At 73.6% G+C, this 20529-nt stretch carries 16 protein-coding genes and 1 pseudogene; 6 read left to right on the top strand and 11 right to left on the bottom strand.

Going from position 1 to position 20529, the window contains the following annotated elements; genetic code table 11:
* Positions 1-153 precede the first annotated feature (153 nt).
* A complete protein-coding gene (locus AB0J53_RS28535) occupies positions 154-888 on the bottom strand; it encodes an alpha/beta hydrolase (RefSeq protein ID WP_364177955.1) in 735 nt (244 codons plus the stop codon).
* Between the two features lie 289 nt (positions 889-1177).
* Positions 1178-1762 (bottom strand): TetR/AcrR family transcriptional regulator, encoded by a 585-nt coding sequence (locus AB0J53_RS28540; protein WP_364177958.1) that lies wholly within the window; start codon positions 1760-1762, stop codon positions 1178-1180.
* Positions 1763-1885: 123 nt separating this feature from the next.
* Between AB0J53_RS28540 and AB0J53_RS28545 the strand changes: the two genes are divergently transcribed.
* Complete coding sequence (locus tag AB0J53_RS28545; protein ID WP_364177960.1) at positions 1886-3415, top strand: MFS transporter; 1530 nt, start codon at positions 1886-1888, stop codon at positions 3413-3415.
* Positions 3412-4260, top strand: coding sequence for an alpha/beta hydrolase (locus tag AB0J53_RS28550; protein WP_364177963.1), 849 nt, complete (start codon positions 3412-3414; stop codon positions 4258-4260). Before AB0J53_RS28545 ends, AB0J53_RS28550 begins: the two co-directional genes overlap by 4 nt.
* A gap of 3 nt (positions 4261-4263) precedes the next feature.
* On the opposite strand, the gene AB0J53_RS28555 is transcribed toward AB0J53_RS28550, so the two are convergent.
* Positions 4264-4647, bottom strand: coding sequence for a helix-turn-helix domain-containing protein (locus AB0J53_RS28555; protein ID WP_364177966.1), 384 nt, complete (start codon positions 4645-4647; stop codon positions 4264-4266).
* Positions 4648-4703: 56 nt separating this feature from the next.
* On the opposite strand from AB0J53_RS28555, the gene AB0J53_RS28560 reads away from it, so the two are divergent.
* Positions 4704-5930 (top strand): MFS transporter, encoded by a 1227-nt coding sequence (locus AB0J53_RS28560; RefSeq protein ID WP_364177969.1) that lies wholly within the window; start codon positions 4704-4706, stop codon positions 5928-5930.
* Here AB0J53_RS28560 and AB0J53_RS28565 read toward each other — a convergent pair.
* Positions 5927-7459 carry an MFS transporter gene (locus AB0J53_RS28565; RefSeq protein WP_364177971.1) on the bottom strand — a complete coding sequence of 511 codons (1533 nt, stop codon included), beginning with the start codon at positions 7457-7459 and terminating at the stop codon, positions 5927-5929. The two genes, AB0J53_RS28560 and AB0J53_RS28565, sit on opposite strands and share 4 nt — an antisense overlap.
* A 73-nt stretch (positions 7460-7532) precedes the next feature.
* On the opposite strand from AB0J53_RS28565, the gene AB0J53_RS28570 reads away from it, so the two are divergent.
* A complete protein-coding gene (locus AB0J53_RS28570; protein WP_364177974.1) occupies positions 7533-10625 on the top strand; it encodes a BTAD domain-containing putative transcriptional regulator in 3093 nt (1030 codons plus the stop codon).
* A 23-nt stretch (positions 10626-10648) separates the two neighbouring features.
* Here AB0J53_RS28570 and AB0J53_RS28575 read toward each other — a convergent pair whose 3' ends face one another.
* Positions 10649-11743: a hypothetical protein gene (locus AB0J53_RS28575; protein ID WP_364177977.1), complete on the bottom strand. Its 1095-nt coding sequence runs from the start codon at positions 11741-11743 to the stop codon at positions 10649-10651.
* 150 nt (positions 11744-11893) lie between these two features.
* On the bottom strand, positions 11894-13384 hold the full coding sequence (locus tag AB0J53_RS28580) for an alpha/beta fold hydrolase (protein WP_364177979.1): 1491 nt from the start codon (positions 13382-13384) through the stop codon (positions 11894-11896).
* 348 nt (positions 13385-13732) lie between these two features.
* On the opposite strand from AB0J53_RS28580, the gene AB0J53_RS28585 reads away from it, so the two are divergent.
* On the top strand, positions 13733-15532 hold the full coding sequence (locus AB0J53_RS28585) for a thiamine pyrophosphate-dependent enzyme (RefSeq protein WP_364177982.1): 1800 nt from the start codon (positions 13733-13735) through the stop codon (positions 15530-15532).
* A gap of 25 nt (positions 15533-15557) precedes the next feature.
* Here AB0J53_RS28585 and AB0J53_RS28590 read toward each other — a convergent pair whose 3' ends face one another.
* From AB0J53_RS28590 to AB0J53_RS28600, 3 genes and pseudogenes are all read right to left on the bottom strand, one after another.
* The gene (locus AB0J53_RS28590; RefSeq protein ID WP_364177985.1) at positions 15558-16211 is read right to left on the bottom strand and encodes a hypothetical protein; all 654 of its coding nucleotides are present in this window, start codon (positions 16209-16211) and stop codon (positions 15558-15560) included.
* 226 nt (positions 16212-16437) lie between these two features.
* Positions 16438-16737, bottom strand: a pseudogene (locus tag AB0J53_RS28595) (sigma factor); the annotation flags it as partial.
* Between the two features lie 33 nt (positions 16738-16770).
* Positions 16771-17976: a glycosyltransferase gene (locus tag AB0J53_RS28600; protein WP_364177988.1), complete on the bottom strand. Its 1206-nt coding sequence runs from the start codon at positions 17974-17976 to the stop codon at positions 16771-16773.
* Positions 17977-18051: 75 nt separating this feature from the next.
* Here AB0J53_RS28600 and AB0J53_RS28605 point away from each other — a divergent pair, with 75 nt between their 5' ends.
* Positions 18052-18678 (top strand): TetR/AcrR family transcriptional regulator, encoded by a 627-nt coding sequence (locus tag AB0J53_RS28605; protein ID WP_364177991.1) that lies wholly within the window; start codon positions 18052-18054, stop codon positions 18676-18678.
* Between the two features lie 24 nt (positions 18679-18702).
* On the opposite strand, the gene AB0J53_RS28610 is transcribed toward AB0J53_RS28605, so the two are convergent.
* Positions 18703-19368 carry a response regulator transcription factor gene (locus AB0J53_RS28610; RefSeq protein WP_219516947.1) on the bottom strand — a complete coding sequence of 222 codons (666 nt, stop codon included), beginning with the start codon at positions 19366-19368 and terminating at the stop codon, positions 18703-18705.
* The gene (locus tag AB0J53_RS28615) at positions 19365-20516 is read right to left on the bottom strand and encodes a histidine kinase (RefSeq protein ID WP_364177993.1); all 1152 of its coding nucleotides are present in this window, start codon (positions 20514-20516) and stop codon (positions 19365-19367) included. The genes AB0J53_RS28610 and AB0J53_RS28615 overlap by 4 nt, the downstream gene beginning before the upstream one ends.
* Positions 20517-20529 lie beyond the last annotated feature (13 nt).

Consider the following 20529-nt stretch of genomic DNA (forward strand, 5'->3'; position numbering starts at 1 on the left):
CGCCGAGGGCCGTGCTCGTGATGTGGGCGGCCCGGCTGACGGAGGCGGTGGTGGCCGGGCGGCGCCCCGACCGGCCGGTGGTGGCCGGTCGGCCGGGGCGGTGGTGCGTCTTGCCTGCCCACGCTGTCGAGGAGGGCCGGAGCTTGTCCTCGATCAGCGCAGATGCCGGGCGAAGAACCCGGCCGCGTCCTCCCCGGCGAACTGCGGGACGCCGGTGTGCCCGCCCATGTTGGCGTGCAGCGTCTTCTCCTTGGAGCCGAAGGCGTCGAACAGGTCCAGGGCCGCCTGCCTGTCGTTCCCTTCGTCATCCCACTGCAGCAGGACATGCAGCGGAATGGTGACCTGCCGGGCCTCCTCGAACATGGTGCGCGGCACGAAACTCCCGGCGAAGAGGCCGGCGGCCACGATGCGCGGCTCGACCACCGCGAGCCGGATGCCGATGGAGATCACGCCCCCCGAGTATCCGACGGGGCCGCCGATCCCGGGCAGCGACAGGAGGGCGTCCAAGGCGGCCTGCCATTCCGGGACCGCCCTGTCGACGAGCGGGAGGACGAGGGCGTCGATGATCTCGTCGCTGACCGGCTCGCCGGCCTCCATGGCCCGGCGCAGGTCGGCGCCTGCCTGCTCGGCGCCGGCCAGGCGGGGCCGGTCACCGCTCCCGGGGAGCTCGATGGTGGCCGCGGCGAAGCCGCCCGTCACGGCGCTCCGGGCCCGCGCCACCAGCCGGGGGTACATCCTGTCCAGTCCGAGCGGGGGGTGGCCGAGCAGGATCAGCGGGACGGGTGCGGGCGCGGACGAGGGCGTCCACAGGAAGCCGGGGATCTCATCGAGGGTGAACGCGCGTTCGACGATGCCGTCGTCGAGGCGCTGCTCAGAGGTGAATCGCATGGTCGTGCCCTTCGGGAGTGCTCTTGAACGGCGCTCCCGGACGACCTATCGCCCGGCCGTGACCCCAGAGGGGAGCACCCATGTCGATACTGTGTCCACGGGTACCACCTCCTCGTTGTCTCGCACGGCCTCCAGAAAGCTAGCAGTGCCCGCCGCGGTCCGCCAACGGGTTTTCGCGAAGACGGAGAGCCGCTGAGGCGGGGCTGGCGGAGGCATGGCGGCGCATCGCCGGTGATCCAGTGGACCCCCACGGCCGGCCGTCCCCTGACGCTCGAGGAGCACGGGCGGCCTACTGCGGGCGGGTCCAGGAGTCGGCGGTGTCGGCCAGTTCGTCCAGCGCCGCCTCGACCCGATCCTTGTCACCGGTCGTCAGGTAGTCGATCTGCAGGCCCGCGTAGGCGGCGTTGAGCAGGGTGGCCTTGCGCAGCGCCGCCTCCTCGGGCACGCCGTGCGCGCGTAGCACGTCGGCCACGAACTCGGCGCGGTCGCCGAGCATTTTGGGCACGTACGGGCCGGACAGGCGGCCCGCGGCCGAGAGGCCCTCGATCTCGTGCAGCAGCCGGACCATCGGCAGGTCCTCGCGCAGGTGCCAGGCCCACGAGGCGCGCACCACGTCGCCCAGGCCCAGGCCGCCGCTCGTCCCGGGGTCGGGCAGCGCGCCCACGCGTCCTCTCTGGCGCTCGTCGAGGTGCGCGAGGATGGCGCTGATCAGCTCGTCCTTGCCGGCGAAGTGGTGGGTGAGCACGTAGGTGCTGTGGCCGAGCGCCTTGGCCAGCGGGCGCAGGGAGAGCTGGGCGATGCCGTGCTCGGCCAGGTAGCCGACGATCGCGTCGAGCAGCTCCTCGCGGCGCTGTGGATCGCGGGGCCTGGCCACGTCCGCCTTCCTTTCGCTGGGCAGGCGACCAGTCTATTCACATGACGACTGTTTTGCTCAGTTAACATGACGGTCGTTATGCTAACGGCTCCTCGCCGTCGAACGCCTTCTCGGAGGTGCCCCATGCCCCCACCCGCGCCGGGACCCTGCCGTCCGCCAGGGGATTCCGGGCATCCTCGGCGGCGGGGGATCCTGGTGGCGCTGTGCGCGGCGCTCCTCGTCATGAGCGTCAGCGTGATGGCGGTGACGATCGCGCTGCCGTCCATCGCGGTGGACCTGCGCGCCACCACCTCACAACTGCAGTGGATCACCGAAGCCGCCGTCCTGGCCCTGGCGTCGCTGCTGGTCGCGATGGGCGCCCTGGCCGACCGAGTCGGCAGGCGGCGGGTGCTGCTGGCGGGAGTGGCCGTGTTCGCGCTGGCCTCGGTCCTGGCCGCCCTCTCCCGGACGCCGGAGCAGCTCATCGCCACCCGGGCGCTCCAGGGCGTGGGCAATGCGATGATCACCCCGGCCACGCTGGCGATCGTCCGGGCCGTCTTCCCCCGCGCGGAGCTGCCCAGGGCGCTGGCCGCCTGGGGCGTCGTCGCCAGCCTCGGCGTGGTGCTGGGGCCGCTGACGGGCGGGCTGCTCGTGGAGGGCTTCGGCTGGCGTTCGCTGTTCGTGGCCAACGTGGCCGTCCTGGCGGTCGCCGCCCTCGCCATCGCGTACGTGGTCCCGGCCGACGCCCGGCCCCGCCGGGGCGCCACCGGCCGGCTGGACGTGATCGGCGCGCTGCTGGTGTCGGGGGCGTTCGTGGCCACGGTGCACACGGTGATCGAGGCCCCGCACCGGGGGTGGCTCGGCCTGGCCACCCTGGCGGAGGCGGCCGGGGCGGTGGCGCTGCTGTCCGCGTTCGCCGTGCGTCAGCGGCGGGCGCGGCATCCGCTGCTCGACCTGGGCATGGTGCGCGCCCGCTCGTTCTGGCCGGCCGCGCTCGCCGCCGCGACCGGGTTCTTCGCGCTGATGGGCGTGCTGTTCCTGATCACCCAGTACCTGCAGGACGTACGCGGGCACTCCCCGTCCCAGGCGGCGCTGCTCCTGCTGCCGGTCGCGGTGGCGCAGCTCGGGGTGGCGCCGCTGGTGGCCAGGGTGGTCGCACGGCGTGGCGTACGGTCCACGGCGGCGGCCGGACTGCTGGTGCTGGCGGGCGGCGCGGCGCTGATGGCGGCCGGGATCCGATCCGGCCAGTACGCCGCCGTGATCGCGGGCCTGGCCGTGCTGGCCGCCGGCAATGCCGTCACGGTGAACGCCTGCGCCACCGCCATGCTGGGCTCGGCCCCCGCACACCGTGCCGGGTCGGCCGCGGCCGTGAACGAGACGGCGTTCAAGGTGGGCGGAAGCCTGGGCGTGGCCGTACTCGGTGGCTTGACCGCCCCCCACTTGGCCGCACGGCTGCCCGCGCATCAGGCCGCGTCGATCTCCGGCGCCCTCGACGCGGCCCGCCACCTGGGCGGGACGGACGGCGCCCGGCTGGCCGCCGCGGCGACCGGCGCGTTCACCGACGCCTTCGCCCAGGCCGCCACCGTCACCGCGATCCTCGCCACGGCCGTCGGCGCCCTGACCGCCCTCCTCCTGCGCGATCCTCCAACCACGAAAGGACACCACGGCTCATGAACAGGATGACCGAGCACTTCACCACCGTCCGCGGCCTCCGCCTGGCCTGGTTCGACTCCCACCCCGCGACCGGCGGCGCCCGTGGTGGTGGGTCCGAGGGCGGGGCGCCGGTGGTGCTCGCCCTGCACGGGCACTTCGGCCGGGGCCGCAACTTCGCGCCGCTGGCCGCCGCCCTGGCGCCCCGCTACCGCGTGATCGCCCTGGAGCAGCGCGGTCACGGCCACAGCGATCGCGGCGACGGCGACTTCAGCCAGGACGCCTACGTGGCCGACGCCGCCGCGTTCCTGCGCGGGCTCGGCCTGGGGCCGGTCGTGGTGCTCGGCCACTCGATGGGCGGCGTCACCGCCTTCCAGCTCGCCGCCCGCCACCCCGGCCTCGTACGGGCTCTGATCGTGGAGGAGGCGGGCGCGCTCAACCGGCGACCCGAGATTCCGCACCCCGTCCTCGACGTGACCGGCTGGCCCCGCCGCGCCCCCACCCTGGACGCCCTGCGCCGCGCCATCGAGGCCCAGGGCATCCCGGACGCGAGCTACTTCCTGGAGAGCGCCGTCGAACACCCCGACGGGTGGGGGCTGCTGTTCGACTGCGACGACATGATGGCCTCGCAGGAGGCCCTGATCGGCGACTGGTGGCCCGGCTGGCTCGGCTCCGCCTGCCCGGCCCTGCTGATCCACGGCCTGGACAGCTTCGTCCTGCCCACCGCGATGGCCCGGCAGATGGCCGAGCGCCGTCCGGGCACCGTGCTGCGCGAACTCGCCGGCTGCGGCCACTGGGTGCACGACGACGCCCCGGCCGCCTTCGCCGCGACCGTACGGGAATTCCTGGACACCGCCGCAGGCGCCTGACCGCTACCCGCGCGTCCGGGCGGACGGGGCCGCGGCCAGGGCCTGGGCGCGGGCGCGTTCGATGTCGGGGACGTGGGTCTCGGCCCATTCCCGGATGGCGCGCAGGGGAATCAGCAGGGACCGGCCGAGGTCGGTGAGGGCGTACTCGACATGCGGGGGATTCGCGGGGATCTCCGTGCGGGAGATCAGGCCGTCGTACTCCATCGCGCGAAGCGTCTCGGTGAGCGCCTTCGGGGTGATGCCCCGGATGTGCGCCTTGAGCTCGGTGAAGCGCATCGGCCTGTCGTCCAGCGCGTTGACGATGAACACCGTCCAGCGCGCCCCGATCCGATGCAGAACGGTGCGACTGGGGCAGGTCGCGGCCATGATGTTGTAGGCCTTGCCCATGCGCGGCTCCCGGTAGCGTTGTAGATACCGGTATAGAATCTATACCGTCCCGGGTTGTGTCCCATCCCGATCACACGGCCCGTCCACCGGCAGCCCGGCACCGCCGCTTCCTCGCAGCGATCACCATCGACTCGATCGGCACCGGCGTCTTCGTCCCCGTCTCGATGCTGTACTTCCTGGCCACGACGCCGCTGACGCTGGTGCAGGCGGGCGCGGCGCTGACGACGGCGGGGCTGCTGGCGCTCCCGGCGGGCCCGCTGGCCGGAGGACTGGTCGACCGCTACGGCGCCAAGCCGGTCCTGCAGGCGGCGAACCTGGCCCAGGCGCTCGGCTTCGCCGGATATCTGGCCGTGGACCAGCCCTGGCAGATCGTCGTCTGCGCCTGGTTGAACAGTGCCGGGCGGGCGGTGTCCTTCAGCTGCTACGGCGTCACCATCACGGCGCTGGCCGAGCCCGGCCGGCGGGAGCGCTGGTTCGGTCTCCTCGGGTCGGTGCGCAACCTTGGCTACGCGCTCGGCGGCCTGCTGTCCGCCGTCGCGGTCGGCGTCGGCACTCCAGGCGTCTATGCCGGGATCGTGATCGTCAACGCCTCGTCCTACGTCCTCGCCTACGTCCTGATGCGCGCCGTGCCGGACGTCCGTCCCGAGGCGCGTCAGGACGCCGCCGGAGGCTGGGGGCGCGTGATCCGGGACCGGCGGTACCTGTTGCTGGTCGCGCATCAGCTGTGCTTCGCGATCTCCCTGTTCGCCCTCAACATCGCGATACCGGTCTACGCCGTGGACGTGCTGGACCTGCCCGGCTGGACCGCCGGCACGGTCTTCACGCTCAACACGCTGATGGTCGGCTTCGGGCAAGGACTCGTCCTCGGGTGGCTGCGCGGGCGGATCCGCAGCCGCGTCCTCGCCGCCGGACACGCCTGCTTCGCGGCCGGCTACCTGCTGTTCCTCGCCGCCGGCCACGTGGACGCGCTCGCCCTCGCCGTCGGCCTCGTGCTGCTCGGCGCGGCCGGTTACACCTTCGGTGAGCTCCTCGGCGGCCCCGTCACGGCGACCGTCGCCGCGGAGAGCGCCCCGGACGCTCTCCGCGGCCGCTACCTGGCCCTCCACCAGCTCGCCGTGACCGTCGCGGGAGCGCTCGCCCCGGCCGCGCTCGCCGGACTGCTGTCCGCCGGGGCGGCGGCGATCTGGCTGACCCTGGCCGGCGTGAGCGTCCTCGGAGCCGTGCTCGCCACGACGATCGGCAGCGCGGTCCCGGCGGCGCGGACCCGCATCGGAGGCTCCTAGTCGCCTTCGGCGCTGTGGGGGCGTACCCGGCGGAGGGTGACCAGCACGAGCCCGGCGATGCCCAGCAGGACGGCGGCGCTGATGACGGTCACCACGGTCATGCCCGCCACGAACGCCTCCCGGGCGGAGACGACCAGGTTCGTGCCGAGCGGGCCCGGCAGGTCCTGGGCGATGGCGGCGGCGGTGGCGAAGCTGTCGCGAGCCGCCGTCGCCGCCGCGGGCGGCAGGCCCTCCGGCAGCGCGATCCGCGCGCTGTAGACGGCGGCGCCGAGGGTGCCGAAGACGGCGATGCCCAGCGAGGCGCCGAGCTCGCCGCAGGTCTCCTGCATCGCGGAGGCCGACCCGGCCCGCTGCGGGGGCACCGAGCCGACGATCAGATCCGTGCTGAGCACGAGCAGCGGGTTGATGCCGATCGCGACGACGACTCCGCCGGTGATGAGCAGCGCCAGGCCGGACTGCACGCCGAGGAAGGCGAGCGAGCCGTAGCCGGCCGCGGCGATCACGAGCCCGGCCGCGATCACGCGGGCGGGCGGATGCCGGCGCGCGATCAGTGGCGCGGCCATCGACCCCAGGATGGTGGCGGCGGCCAGCGGGATGAACCACAGCCCCGCCGCGAACGGTGACAGGCCCTCGACGAGCTGCAGGTACTGCGTGAAGTAGAACGTGAACGCGTACAGCGTCACCATGCCCAGCAGCATGCTCGTCAGCGCGCCGGTGAAGCGGCGGTCGGCGAAGAGCCGCAGATCCAGCAGCGGGCTGGCGAGCGACCTCTGGCGGCGGACGAACACCACGCCGACGGCCGCGCCCGCCGCCACGAACAGCAGGGGTACGACCTGCGGCCCGTCCTTGGCGATCTGCTTGACGCCGTGGACGACCGGCAGGATCGCGGCCAGGGACAGCGCGGCGCTGATCAGGTCCAGCCGCCCGGCCGAGGGATCGCGGTACTCCGGCAGCAGCCAGGGCCCGCAGACCAGCAGCAACAGCATCACCGGGACGCCCAGCAGGAAGACCGACCCCCACCAGAACCGCTCCAGCAGGGCGCCGCCGACCGCGGGCCCGATCGCACCGCCGAGGGAGAACGACATCAGCCAGATCGCGATGGCCATGGACCGTTGCCGGGGATCGGGGAACATGTTCGTGATGAGCGACAGCGTGGAGGGGGTGAGCGTCGCGCCAGCGAGACCGAGCAGCGCGCGGGCCACGATCAGCATCTCCGGGCTGGTCGACAGGGCGGCGAGCACGGAGGCGCCGAGGAACGCGGTCGCGCCGATGAGCAGCAGCCGCCGCCGGCCGACCCGGTCGCCCAGCGTGCCCATCGTGATCAGCACACCGGCGATCATGAAGCCGTAGATGTCGGTGATCCACAGCAGCTCGGTGCCGGTGGCGCCCAGGTCCGCGCCGAGCTGGGGGAGGGCCATGTAGAGGACGGTCATGTCGAGCGCGAGCAGGATCGTCGGCAGCGCGAGCACGGCCAGCCCGATCCAGGCGCGCGTGCCGGCCCGCGCGGAGGGTTGTGCGTGTGTCAGCATGCCGCCACGGTGCACGAGGCCGGTTGTGATCCGGTTCTGAACGGGTTCCGGCTGTGGCGGCTAGCGTGTCGGTATGCGGTTTCGGGTGCTCGGCCCGCTGGAGGTGCGGACCGACGACGACGTGCCGGTCAAGGTGCCGGAGTCGAAGGTGCGGCTGCTGCTGGCGATCCTGCTGAGCCACGACGGCCGGCCGGTGCCGGTGGACGCGCTCGCCGAGCACCTGTGGGGCCCCGCACAGCCCAAGGACCCCGCCGCCGTGCTGCGTACGAAGGTGGCGCAGTTGCGGCGGGCACTCCAGAGCGCCGAGCCGGGCGGCCGGGACCTGGTGGAGTGGCGCGCCGGCGGCTACGCGCTGCGGGCCGCCGCCGGCGCGGTCGACGCCCGCGCGTTCGCGGCCCTGGCCGCGCGGGCGCGAGCGGGCGCGGACCCGCAGGCCAGGGCGGCGCTGCTGGCGGACGCGCTGGAGCTGTGGCGGGGCGAGCCGTACGCCGGCTTCTCCGCCGAGCCATGCCTGCAGGGCGCGATCGCCCAGCTCGCCGAGCAGCGGCTGACCGCGATCGAGGAGCGCGCCGAGGCCGAACTGGAGCTGGGCCGGCCCGCGAAAGTCCTGGACGAGCTGGCCGAGCAGGTCCGGCGGCACCCGCTGCGCGAGCGGCTGCGCGCCTGCCACATGCGCGCGCTCTACCAGGCCGGGCGGCAGGGGGAGGCCCTGGCCGACTACCACGACCTGCGCGTACGGCTCGCCGACGAGCTCGGCGTCGACCCGTCACCCGCCGTGGCCGCCGTCCACCAGGCGATCCTCCGGCAGGACGCCGCGCTGGAGCCGGCCCGCCCCCGCACGGACCTGCCGGTTCCACTCACCGAGCTGATCGGCAGGGACGAGGAGATCGCGCGGGTCGCGGAGCTCGTGCACGCCGGCCGGCTGGTGACCCTCACCGGGCCGGGCGGCGTGGGCAAGACGCGGCTGGCGGTCGCCGTCGCCGACCGGCTGGCCGCGGCCTTCCCGGGCGGGGTCCACCTGGTCGAGCTCGCGGCGCTGGACCATCCCGCGCACACCGGCGCGCCGCCTGCGCCCGCCGACGTGGCCACCCTGATCGCCGCTGCGCTCGGGCTCACCGGGGCCACGGGTCCCGGTTCGCGTGGGCAGCCCGTCCCGCCCACGGACCGGATCGTCACGGCCGTACGCGAGCGCCGGACGCTGCTGGTGCTCGACAACTGCGAGCATGTGGTCGAACCGGTCGCCGAGATCGCCGGGCGGCTGCTGGCCGGCGCGCCCGGGCTGCGCGTCCTGGCCACCGGCCGGGAGCCGCTCGGCCTCTCCGGCGAGCGGCTGCACGTGGTGGCCCCGCTGGCCGTGCCGGAACAGGACGCACCCCTCGCCGGCATCGCCGGCGCCGACGCGGTGCGGCTGTTCGCCGCCCGCGCCGCGGCCGCCGGCGGGTTCGTCCTGGACGAGACCACCGCCCCGGCCGCCGCCGCGATCTGCCGCCGGCTCGACGGCCTTCCGCTGGCGCTGGAGCTGGCCGCCGCCCGCGTCCGGTCGCTCGGCGTGGCGGAGGTCGCCCGGCGGCTCGACAGCCGCTTCCGGCTGCTGACCCAGGGACGGCGCGACGCGCCCGCGCGGCAGCGGACCCTCCGCGCGGTGATCGACTGGAGCTGGGAGCTGCTGACCGAACCCGAACGGGTCGCGCTGTGCCGGCTCGCCCTGCACCCCGGCGGCTGCACCCTCGACGCGGCCGAGGCGGTGTGCGCGACCGGCGGCATCGCCAGTGAAGAGGTGATGGACGTGCTGGCCAGGCTGGTGGACCGGTCACTGCTGGTCGTGGCCGGCCACCGCTACCGGCTGGCGGACTCGGTCGCCGCCTACTGCGTCGAACGGCTCACCGAGTCCGGCGACCTGGCCGCCGCCCGCAGCCGTCACGCCGCCTACTACACCGAGCTCGCCGAACGCGCCGACGCGCACGTACGCGGCCCGGACCAGGAGCGATGGCTGGCGCTGCTGGACGCCGAAACCGTCAACCTGCGGGGCGTGCTCGACGACGCGGTCCAGAGCGGCGACGGCGCGGCGGCACTGCGGCTGGCCACCGCGCTCGCCTGGTACTGGATGCTCCGGGGTCGGCTGGAAGAGGCGCACCGCGCCTTCACCCACGCGCTGCCGCTCGCCTCCACCGGGACCGGCAGGGCCTGGCACGCCGCCCTGTCGGTGATGACCGGCCACGACGCCGCGACGACGATCGGTGACCCGCCGCCCACGGACGAGCCGATGGCGCTGTGGGTGCTCGGCTCCAGTTTGTTCGGGAGCGGTGACCTGCCCGGGAGCGAGCGGCTGACCCGGCGGGCGCTGGCCGCGTTCGAGGCCCGCGGCGACGAGTGGGGCGTCGCCGCGGCCCGCAACACGCTGGCCTGGCACCACCTGGCCCGTGGACGGAGCGATGCCGCCGAAGGCGACGCGCGGCTCAGCCTGGCCGCCTTCGACCGGCTCGGCGACCCCTGGGGGCAGATGCTGGCCGTCGAGAGCCTGGCCGCGGCGGCCGAGGCCACCGGGCACTACCGGCGGGCCGCCGGCCTGTACGAGCGCAGCCTCGGCATCGCCGAGCGGCTCGGTCTGGCCGCCGAGATCTCGTTCAAGCTGTGCGGGCTGGCCGACGTCCACCTGTCCACGGGCGAGCACGAACAGGCCGGCCGGCTCTACGAACGGGCCAGGCGGCTGGCGGCCCGCGAGTCGGTCAGGCTGGCCGAGACGTACGCCCTGATCGGGCTGGGCCGGGTCGCCCGCCTGGCCGGCCGCCTCGAAGCCGCCGACGAGCACCTGCGTGCGGTGCTCGAACGACACCGGCGGCACGGCCACGAGCCGGGCATCGCGGCGGCGGCCATGACGGAGCTCGCCCTCACCACCCACGCTCGCGGGCACGCCGAGGACGCCCTCGCGCTGCACGACCAGGCGTGCCGCGCCGCGCGGGCCGGCGGCGACCCGCGCACGCTCGCCCGGGCCCTGGAAGGCCGGGCCGGGACGCTCGCGCACCTGGGGGATCACCGCGCCGCCGCCCGGCTGCTCGACCGCGCCGCCGAGGTCAGGGCCGCCGCGCCCCTGTCACCCGCCGACCGCGAAGCCGTCGAGCGGACCACGGCGGCCGTACGCGCCGCGCTGGGGCCTGCCACGTCCTGATGACGAACGCCCGGCTCCAGGCGTCAGGAGACCTTCCACGTCACGGGCTCGGCTCCCTCGGCGGTGGGGGAGAACGTGACGGTGACCGGCCTGTCGCCCCGGCTGACGAGGTAGACGCCGCACTGCCGGACGCTCTTGCCGGGCTTCACCATGCCGTAGGGCACGGAGGATTCGCAGCCCTTGGGGCCGTTGCTGCCGATCGCGATGAGCGTGAGCCTGGGCACGGTGCCGCCGCTCTCGGTGCGCAGGACGACCGCCTTGTCCATGCCCGGGTACAGCTTGGACGTGCCGTTGTTGCGGTACTCCAGCGTGACGAAGTACGCCGTGGCGGCCTTCTGCCGGGCGTTCAGGTCGTAACCGGCGAGCGCGTCGGCGCCGGCTCTGCGCACGCGCTTCGGCGTGACGGTCAGCGGCACGTCCCTGCCCCGCGTGTCCTTCCACGTCACCTCGGCCGGCTTGCCGGCGGGCAGCACGCCGCCGCCCAGGTCGCCGCCCTCGACCTTCCAGATCCGGGTGCCGGACTCGTCGGCGTAGGAGACGGCGGCGGGCTTGGCGTCCTGGGGGAGCATGACGACCCGGCACTCGGTCGCCGCCTGGCCGGCCGTCAAGGTGCTGGGGGCCTTCGTGCGGTTGCACGTCTCCAGCGGGCCGGCGCCGGGAGAGGCCAGGGGGTTGCCGGCGAAGAACGAGACCGGCCGGCCGGCGGTGCCGTCGGCGAGCGCCAGGCGGAAGTTCCTGACCGCCAGGGCGCTCTTGACCGTGCCGGACCCGGTGTTGGTGATCGACACGGTGAGATAGTGCGGCACCATCCCCTGCACGTCGTCGTCGAGCCGCACGCCCTTGAGGTCGTCGACCGAGCCGCGCTTGAGCCCGGCCGGGTGGAGCGTCAGCTTGTGCGCCTTGTCGTCGTCCCGGTCGGTGTAGCCGGCTCGCCGCGGTGTGGTGTCGAGCGTCAGCGGCGTCCCGGCGGACGCGGCCTTGTCCGTCTCCGGCTTGCCGCCGCTGGCGCCCTCACTGATGGCGGGGCCCCCGCAACCGGCTAGGAGCAGGGCGAGAACGCCCGCTCCGGCGATGGCGCTGGTCCGTCGGCTGACGCGCTGCACTGTAACTCCCGTCACGCTGGTGGTCCTTCGCGACTCCCGTCGCATCGGAACCACCCTAAACGCCGCACGGGAACGGGCGGCGGTCCGCACGCGATGCGCGATGTCGGGACACCGGGTGCCGTGCCGGGCCGACGGCGGCCCGGCACCTTCACACCGCCGTGCCGCCTAGCCTTGCGGCTTCTCCGCCGGGCAGCGGGTGCCCTGGGCGGGGACGGTCCGCGAGATCAGATAGTTGTCCATGGCGACCGTCGTGCACTCGGACCTGCCGTAGACCCCGTGGCCCCAGCCCTCGTACGTGAGGAGGGTGGCCTTGGGGCCGAGCTGCCGGGCCACGTTGGCCGACCACTCGTACGGCGTGGAAGGGTCGTGCACGGTGGTGGTCACCAGCAGCGGGGCGCTGCCCCGGTACCGCAGCGGGTGCTGCGGGTTGTTGACCGGGTGACCCTGGCAGATCGGCATGTCGCCCATCGGCATCGGGTTGTACCGCATGTCCGGCGCCACCGCGTTGGAGGCGCGCATCACGTCGGCGTACTCGCGGTAGCCCCGCAGTGTCAGGTTCCAGTCCGAGCACAGGATCGCGGTGGGCAGCTCGGCGTGCTTGCCGTTCACGGGCCAGTTGCCGGGAGGGCCGGGCATGTCGTCCGGCACCGGACCGCCGTCCAGCGCGCGCAGCACCTCGGCCTCCAGCCGCCAGGCGGGCCCCTCGTTGAGGATCACGCCGAGCCACAGCAGGTTGTGGCCCTTCACCGGACGGCCGTCGCCCGGCCACAGCAGCTCGCCCCGGTCGGCCTTTTCGAGCAGTTTCTTCCACAGCGCCCGGACGTCGCGACCGTGCAGGACGCACTCGCTGTCGCGCTCGCACCAGGCGGCGAACTCGTCGAAGCTGTCCTGAACGGCGGCCGCCTCGCTGACCTGGAACGCCTTGGCGTCCAGGCTGTGGTCCATGTTGCTGTCCAGCACCATGGCGCGGACGCGGTGAGGGAACAGCTCGGCGTACATCTGCTGGGCCAGCGTCCCGTAGGAGACGCCGTACGAGGTCAGCTTGTCGTCGCCGAGCGCGGCGCGGATGGCGTCCATGTCCCGGGCCACGTTGACCGAGTCGAGGTGGTCGTACACGGGGCCGGTGAGCTTGCGGCAGTCGGAGCGCAGCCGCGCGTCGTACAGGAACCACTTGAGGTAGTCGGCCTGGCTGGTCATGACCGGGTACGGCATCTTGTTGTACACCGAGGCCGAGCACGTCACCGAGCCGCTGCGGGCGACGCCGCGAGGGTCGAAGCTGACGATGTCGAAGCGCCGCTGGATGTCCTCGCTGAAGCCGGACGGCCGCAGGATGCCGTTCACGCCGGAGTTGCCGGGACCGCCCGGGTTGCTCAGCAGGGAACCGATCCGCGCGGACGGGTCGGTGGCCTTGCGGCGGGCCAGGGCCAGCTTGATCGTGGGCCCGGAGGGCTTCGACCAGTCGACGGGCACGGTCAGCGTGCCGCACTCGACTGTGGGTTCCTCCTCGCACGGCCCCCAGGTGATGCCGCGCTTGCCGACGGCATCCGTGACGTCCTGCCCGGTCACCGCCGCGCCGGCCGTCCCCGCCATCGGGACGGTTAACAGCGTCGTCATCATCATGAGGGCGGTGGCGAGCAGGGGAGTTCTTCTCAGCACATTGCTCCTATCCTCGATCGGCGCGTCGACCGGCACGCGGAGCTGCTCGCACGGCACATGATCGGCCCTGACCTCGCCGTACCGTCGCGCCTCAGTGACCCGTGGCGGGGCCGTTGACACGCCTCTCTTCGATCATGACTCTCGAATCTAACAGGCAACCGCCGCATCGTGGGCAGATCCCTCGCATTGGGACGAATATGGCGCGAAAGGTGGGCTGGGCGGCGCGGCGGGTGCGAGCAGGCCCATTGTTCGGCATGCGCCCAGGCAGCGTTCGCACAAGGCGCACCACCGTCGCGGCGGCACGGGTATGGACGGCTTGATGCCGTTCCCGCCGCAAGGAGCAGTGTGATGCCCAGGACGACCTCGGACCTCATCGTGGAACGGCTCCTGGAATGGGGCGTCGACACCTGTTTCGGGATCTGCGGCGATGCCGTCAACGGGTTCTTCGAGGCTCTGCGCACCCACCCGGAGATGCGGTTCGTCCACGTACGGCATGAGGAGTACGCCGCGATGGCGGCGGTCGGGTACGCCAAGTTCACCGGCCGCCCGGCCGCCTGCGTGGCCACGTCGGGGCCGGGCGCGCTGCATCTGATGAACGGCCTGTACGACGCGAAAATCGACGGCGCGCCGGTGCTGGCGATCACCGGCATGACCTACCACGACCTCGTCGGCACGCATTTCCTCCAGGACGTCGACAACGACAAGGTGCTGGAGCCGGCCTGCGTGTTCAGCGAGCGGGTGATGGGGCCGGCGCACGCGGTCGCGGTGACCGACCGCGCGGTGCGGGCCGCGCTCCAGCGCCGCGCGCCCGCGCACCTGACGATCCCCATCGACATCCAGTCCTGGACCGAGGAGCAGGACACGGCGTCGGAGAAGAACGTCCCCGGCCACACCTCCACCGCCGGCCAGCGTCATGTCCAGGTGCCGGCCGAGGACGACATCATGCGCGCGGCGGAGCTGCTCAACTCCTGCGCCCGCGTGGCCGTCCTGGCCGGGGCGGGCGCCCGGTTCGGCGCCGGGGAGCTGGTGGAGCAGGTCGCCGAGACGCTGGGCGCGCCGATCGCCAAGGCCGGGCTCGGCAAGGACGCCGTTCCCGACGACAGCCCGTGGTGCACCGGCGGCATCGGCTTCATCGGCACCCGCGCCTCCCAATGGGCGATGGAGAACTGCGACGGCTTCCTCATCGTGGGCAGCAGCACGCCGTTCTACGACTTCTGGCCCGAGCCCGGCCAGGCGCGGGCGGTGCAGATCGACGTGGCCGGGGACCGGATCGGCATGCGCTACCCGGTCGAGGTCGGGCTGTGCGGCGACGCCGGGGCCACGCTGGCCCGGCTCCTGCCCATGCTGCGGGTGCGCCAGGACCGCTCGTTCGCCCAGCAGGCCCGCGAGCTCTACGACGAGTGGTGGCGGCTCCAGCAGCGACGCGCCGCCGACCCCGCGGTGCCGATGAAGCCGCAGGCGGTGACCTGCGCGCTCAGCGAGCTCATCCCGGACGGGACGATCCTCACCGGGGACGCGGGGACGGTCAGCTCCTGGGGGTCGCGGGTGATGCTGCGCCGTGGCATGCAGTTCTCGTTCTCCGGCACGTTGTGCTCGATGGGCTCTGCTCTGCCGTACGCGGTCGGCGCCCAGATCGCCTACCCGGACCGGCCCGTGATCGCGGTCGTCGGCGACGGCGGCCTGACGATGTGCCTGGGGGAGCTGGCCACGCTCGCGCAGCACCGGCTTCCGGTCAAGGTGATCGTCCTGCGCAACGACACGCTCGGCCTGGAAGTCTGGGAGCAGAACGCGTACCTGGGCAATCCGCAGTACGCCTGCGACCTGTCACCCGTCGACTTCGTCAAGATCGCCGAGGGCTGCGGGCTGAAGGGGTTCCACGTCGCGGAAGGCGGCCGGGTGCGTGACGTGCTCGCGCAGGCCCTCGCCCACGACGGGCCGGCGCTCGTGGAGTGCCTGGTGGACCCGTACGAGCCGCCGTTCGGGGAGACGGTCAAGCCGTCCCAGGTCGCCAAACTGGTTCAGGCGTACGCGCGGGGCGAGAAGGCCGCCGCCCCCATGGCCGCCAACCTGCTGGCCCCGGGCCGTCCCGCCCTCTCCCCGGGCGTCGCCCGGCACGGCGACGACCTCGGCGCGTACACCCGCCCCTGACCAGCCCGCCGGCCGGTTTGAGGGGTTACCAGGCCGCGTGGATCTCCGGCAGGAATCCCAGGGCGCCGGGGGACGCGGGGCGGATCAAGGGGGTGATCCGCCCGTCGTCGACTCTGCTCAGCGGCTCCGCGTTCCCCGCGAGCAGCAGATGCTTGCCCGTGCCGTCGTAACGGATCAGGTGCCAGCGCGCGCCCACGTCGCCGTCGTGGCTCCTGTCCAGCAGGGTGCGAATCTTGCGCCCGTCCGGGACGGAGTGCTCGTCAAGGGTGTAGCGATGCGGTCGTGGTCCGTCGGACAGCCGGACGTGGCCGATCAGCATGCTGCGTCCGTCCGGGCTGATCGCCGAGGCGGTGGCGTCGTTCCCCGGGGCTATGACCTGACTGGCCGCGAGGGTGGCGCCGGAGGCGGCCGTGTCCAGGACCCGGGCCTCGGACTTGACCACCAGGCCGAGCGTGCGGCGATCGGCCGCCCAGGAGAGGCTCTGGATCTGCCCTGCGCCGGTCGTCCAGGTTCGCGTCTTCCCCTGGGGCAGGTCGACGACCGTGAGCTGGGCCCCGGGGCAGAAGCGCAACGTCTTCCCTTGGCCGCACACCTTGCCGTCGAGGCTGTAGGCAAGTCGCGTGCCGTCGGCGGTGACGGCGAGGGAGCTCGCCGTCGTACCGGTCACCTCGGGGATCACGTCGGTGACCACCTCGGCCGGTTCGCCGTGTCCGTCGACCCGCGCTCGGTGGAACCTCGTGCTGCTCGCCTGTGTCTCGCGGGACCGTACGCTCTGGGCGATGTAGAAGGTCGCACCGTCGCCGGCGCCCGCGAGCAGGTAACCGCCGGGCTCCCGGAAGCCGCCCTCCGGGGCCGGGGGGCGTCTGCCGCTCGCCGGTGAACCTGCTCATGACGGACCGGCGCCGGTGCACCATGCGGCAGCCGTTCACCACGCTCGCCCGGAGGTAGGGCAACACTCGATCATGGTGCGTCAGCCGGCTCCATCGGCGGTGCAGCGCTGTGAAGGCGTCCTGGACGACGTCCTCGGCGGTTTCCTGGTCACCCACCAGCAGGAACGCCAGCCGGACCAGGTGCAGCCGGTGAGCCAGGAACAGCTCGGCCACGACAGCCTCGTCCGTGGCCGCAGCGGGCGGCACTCCCTGCGGCGGCGGTGCCGCATCTGCCACCGCTCGTTGAATCGCGAATCGCATACCTCTTCCATGCATAGTCGCTGTGCAGGTTGCCTGGTGAGACGAAGGTCATACCGCCGAGAAGCGGTTCACCGCCTCGACCACGGGCGCCGCGCCGTCCTCCGCCGAGACCCGGGCCGCGAGGGCCTGGGCCCGGCGCCGGTAGGCCGGGCCGGTGACCGCTGTCGTGAGCGCGGCGGCCAGCCGCGCGGGCGTCAGGCGGCGGAACGGGATCGCGGCCGGGGCCACGCCGAGTGCCACCAGCCTGGACGCCCAGAACGGCTGGTCGTTCATGACCGGCACGGCCACGGCGGGCACCCCCGCCCGCACCCCGCTGCCGGTGGTGCCGCTGCCGCAGTGGTGTGCGACGGCGGCCACCCGGGGGAACAGCCAGTCGTGCGGCACGTCACCGACCGCCAGCACCTCGTCGGAGAGGCGCCCCCGCAGGCCGGTCTGCAGCACGCCGCGCAGCCCGGCCCGCCGCAGCGCGCGCACGGCCAGCTCCGTGTACTGCTCGGCCCGCGTGCCGGCCAGGCTGCCGAAGCCGACGAAGACCGGTGCGGGCCCCGACGCCAGGAAGTCGAGCAGCACCCGATCCGGCCGCCAGCCGCGCGGCCGGGGCGGCCACCAGTAGCCGGTGACCTCCAGCCCCGGCCGCCAGTCGGCCGGACGCGGCAGCACCAGCGGGCTGACCCCGTGGAAGACCGGCCAGCGCCTGCTCTCCCGCTGCCGGTAGACGGCTCGCGGGGTCATCGGGGGCAGCCCCAGCCGGGCTCGCGTCCTCGTGCTCAACCCGGCGAGCGCCGGCCCGGCGGCGGGCGACTCGAACGCGAGCCGGGCCGCCCTGCGGTTCCCCCACCGGCCCAGTGAGCGCCGGAACGGGCTCGTGACCGGCGGGAAGTCCCCGGTCGGGTCGACCGGCTGCAGGTACACCCCCATGCTGGGCACGCCCATCGCCTCGGCGAGGTGATACCCCGGCGTGCCCGCCAGGCCGAGCAGGAGCAGGTCGGCCTCCTGTCCCGCAAGCCCGGCCAGGCCCTCCACGAGCTGCTCGCCGTACTCCTTGACGGCGCTGATGGAGAAGCGGCCGGTCAGCGCGCGGAGCGGGTCCCCGGGAAGCGGCAGGTACCCCAGGCCCGCGTCCGTCACCAGCTCCGTGTACGGCTCGTGCGCGGCGATCGTCACGTGGTGCCCGGCCTCGCGTAACCGCACCCCCAGCCCCGCGTACGGCCCCACGTCCCCGCGCGTTCCGACGCCGATGATCAGAACCCGCATTGGATCCCCCCGTCTCCCTCGTTTGTCATACAGTCGCATGATAAAAGGACGCGACGGTTTTTACCATGCAGTCGCATGAGAAAGTGGTGGAACATGCCGAAGATCGTCGACCACGATGCCCGGCGGCGGCACATCGCCGAGGCCGTGCACCGCGTCATCCACGACAAGGGCATGGAGAGCGTCAGCTTGAGGGAGGTCGCCGCCGAGGCCGGCGTGTCCATGGGGACCGTCCAGTACTACGTCACGACGAAGGACCAGATGCTGCTGCTGGCGCTGGAGCGCCTCGCGAGCTGGATCGGCGAGCGGGTCGCCGCCGTCGCCGCGCGGCAGTCCACGCCGCTCGACGTGCTGCGGGCGACCGTTCTGGAGCTGCTGCCCCTGGACGAGGAGCGCAGCTACCTGAACCGCATCGGGCTGGCGTTCCAGGCGAGCTCGATGGTGTCCGAGAACCAGGCGGCCGCGATGCGGGCGGGGTATGCGTCCCTGCTGTCCTATCTCGCCGGGCAGATCAGGGCCGCCCAGGCCGCCGGGCAGCTCGCCGCCCACCTGGACGCCGGGAAGGAGGCGAGCATCCTGTACGCCTTCGCGCAGGGCATCGTGAACGCCACCCTGGTCGGGCACTACACGCCCGAGGACGTCGCGGCGCTGCTCGACCACCAGCTGGCACGGCTCGTGGCCGGTTGGACTCCGGACTCCACGTAGGCCCCGTCGTATCCGTGGCCTCGCTCAGGCGCCGCCCGGCCGGGTCAGGCCCGACTCATAGGCGGCCATCACCAGCTGAGCCCGGTCACGCGCGCCCAGCTTGGCGAGGATGCGCCCGACGTGGGACTTGACGGTCAGCGGGCTCAGGACCAGTCGCTCGGCGAGCTCGTCGTTCGACAGCCCCGCCGCGATCAGCACCAGCACCTCCCGCTCGCGGGCGGTGAGCTCGCCGACGCGGCCGGCCACCGCGAGCCCCACGTCGGGCATGCTGACGACGCGGGCGATCAGCGATCGCGTGGCGCCGGGCGACAGCAGCGACTCCCCGGCGGCCACGGTGCGGATGGCGTCGAGCAACTGGACGGGCCGGGCGCTCTTGGCCAGGAAGCCGCTCGCGCCGGCCCGCAGCGCCCGCACGACGTTCTCCTCGGTCTCGAACGTGGTCAGCATCAGCACCCGCGTGGCGGTCAGGTCGCCGTCGGCGCAGATGCGCCCGGTCGCCTCGATGCCGTCGCCGTCGGGCATGCGGATGTCCATGACGACCACGTCCGGGCGGCTCGCCCGCGTCGCGTCGACGGCCTCGGCGCCGGTCGCGGCCTCGCCGACCACCTCCATGCCGTCCGCGGCGGCCACGAGCTGGGCGAAGGCGCCACGCACCAGGTCCTGGTCGTCGGCGAGAACCACGCGGATCACTGGGTACGGTCGTCCTTCCAGGGGAGCACGGCCACCACCCGGAACCTGTCGTCCTCGGTGGCGCCCGCGGTGAGCGAGCCGGAGACCGCTCGCGCGCGTTCGGTCATGCCCAGGATGCCGTAGCCGGCCTCTCCCCGCGCGGGCCGGTTGTCGTTGGCGATCAGCAGGCGCAGGTCGCGGGGGGAGTAGGAGATCTCCACCTGTACGTCGCTGCCGGGCGCGTGCCGGGCGGCGTTGGTGAGCGATTCCTGGAGGATCCGGTACGCGGACAGTCCCACGGCCTGCGGCACGGCGGGCGGCGGCTCACCGGTGGTGCGGACCCGCAGGGCGAGCCCGGCGGCGCGGGCCCGGTCCATCAGCTCCGGCACCTCGTTCAGGCCGGGGACAGGCGCGGCGTCGTCCGCGCCAGGGCCGTGACCAGTGCCGTGACCAGCGCCGTGACCTGTGCCGTGACCTGTGCCGCGCAGCACGCCGAGCGTGGCCGACAGGCCGCCCATGGCCTCCTGGGCCGCCTCGTCGATCACCTCCACGGCCTGGGCCAGGCTTTCCGCGGTGCCCAGATGGCGTGCCACGGACGCCTGCACGCCGATGACCGAGATGCTGTGGGCCAGGATGTCGTGCAGTTCGCGGGCGATGTGCAGGCGTTCCTCCATGACCCGGCGCCTGCCTTCCTCCTCCTGCTCGCGCTGGAGACGCCGGGCCCGCTCCACGGCCGCCGCCGCCGTCTCCCTGCGCGCCCGGACGACCTCCGCCGCCACCAGCGCGAAGCCGATCCAGCCGAACGCCCCGACGGCCCCGGCCGGACCGAGCGGGCCCGCCCAGAACGCGACCGCGCCCAGCAGCCCGGCACAGGCGGCGCCGATCACCACGCCGCGGATCCGCGAACCCGCGGACACGGCGGTGAACAGGGCCACCATCAGCGCGGGTATCAGCGGCTCGTGCGGATAGCCCTGCGTCACGTACGCGATCAAGGCGGCGAACGAGGCGACGAGGACCGTCAGCGGCCACCGGCGCCGCACCGTCAGCGGCGCCACCACGGCCACGGCCAGCGCCACGGCCAGCGCCGACGGCGGGCCGCTCTCCACGCTGATCGCCATCAGCGCCGCGCCGAGCAGCGCGGGGGCGGCCAGCGGGCTCAACCACTTCACGAGCGCTTCACCC

The organism is Nonomuraea sp. NPDC049725 (genome assembly GCF_040674795.1).
In the GTDB taxonomy this organism is placed as follows: Bacteria; Actinomycetota; Actinomycetes; order Streptosporangiales; family Streptosporangiaceae; genus Nonomuraea; species Nonomuraea ceibae.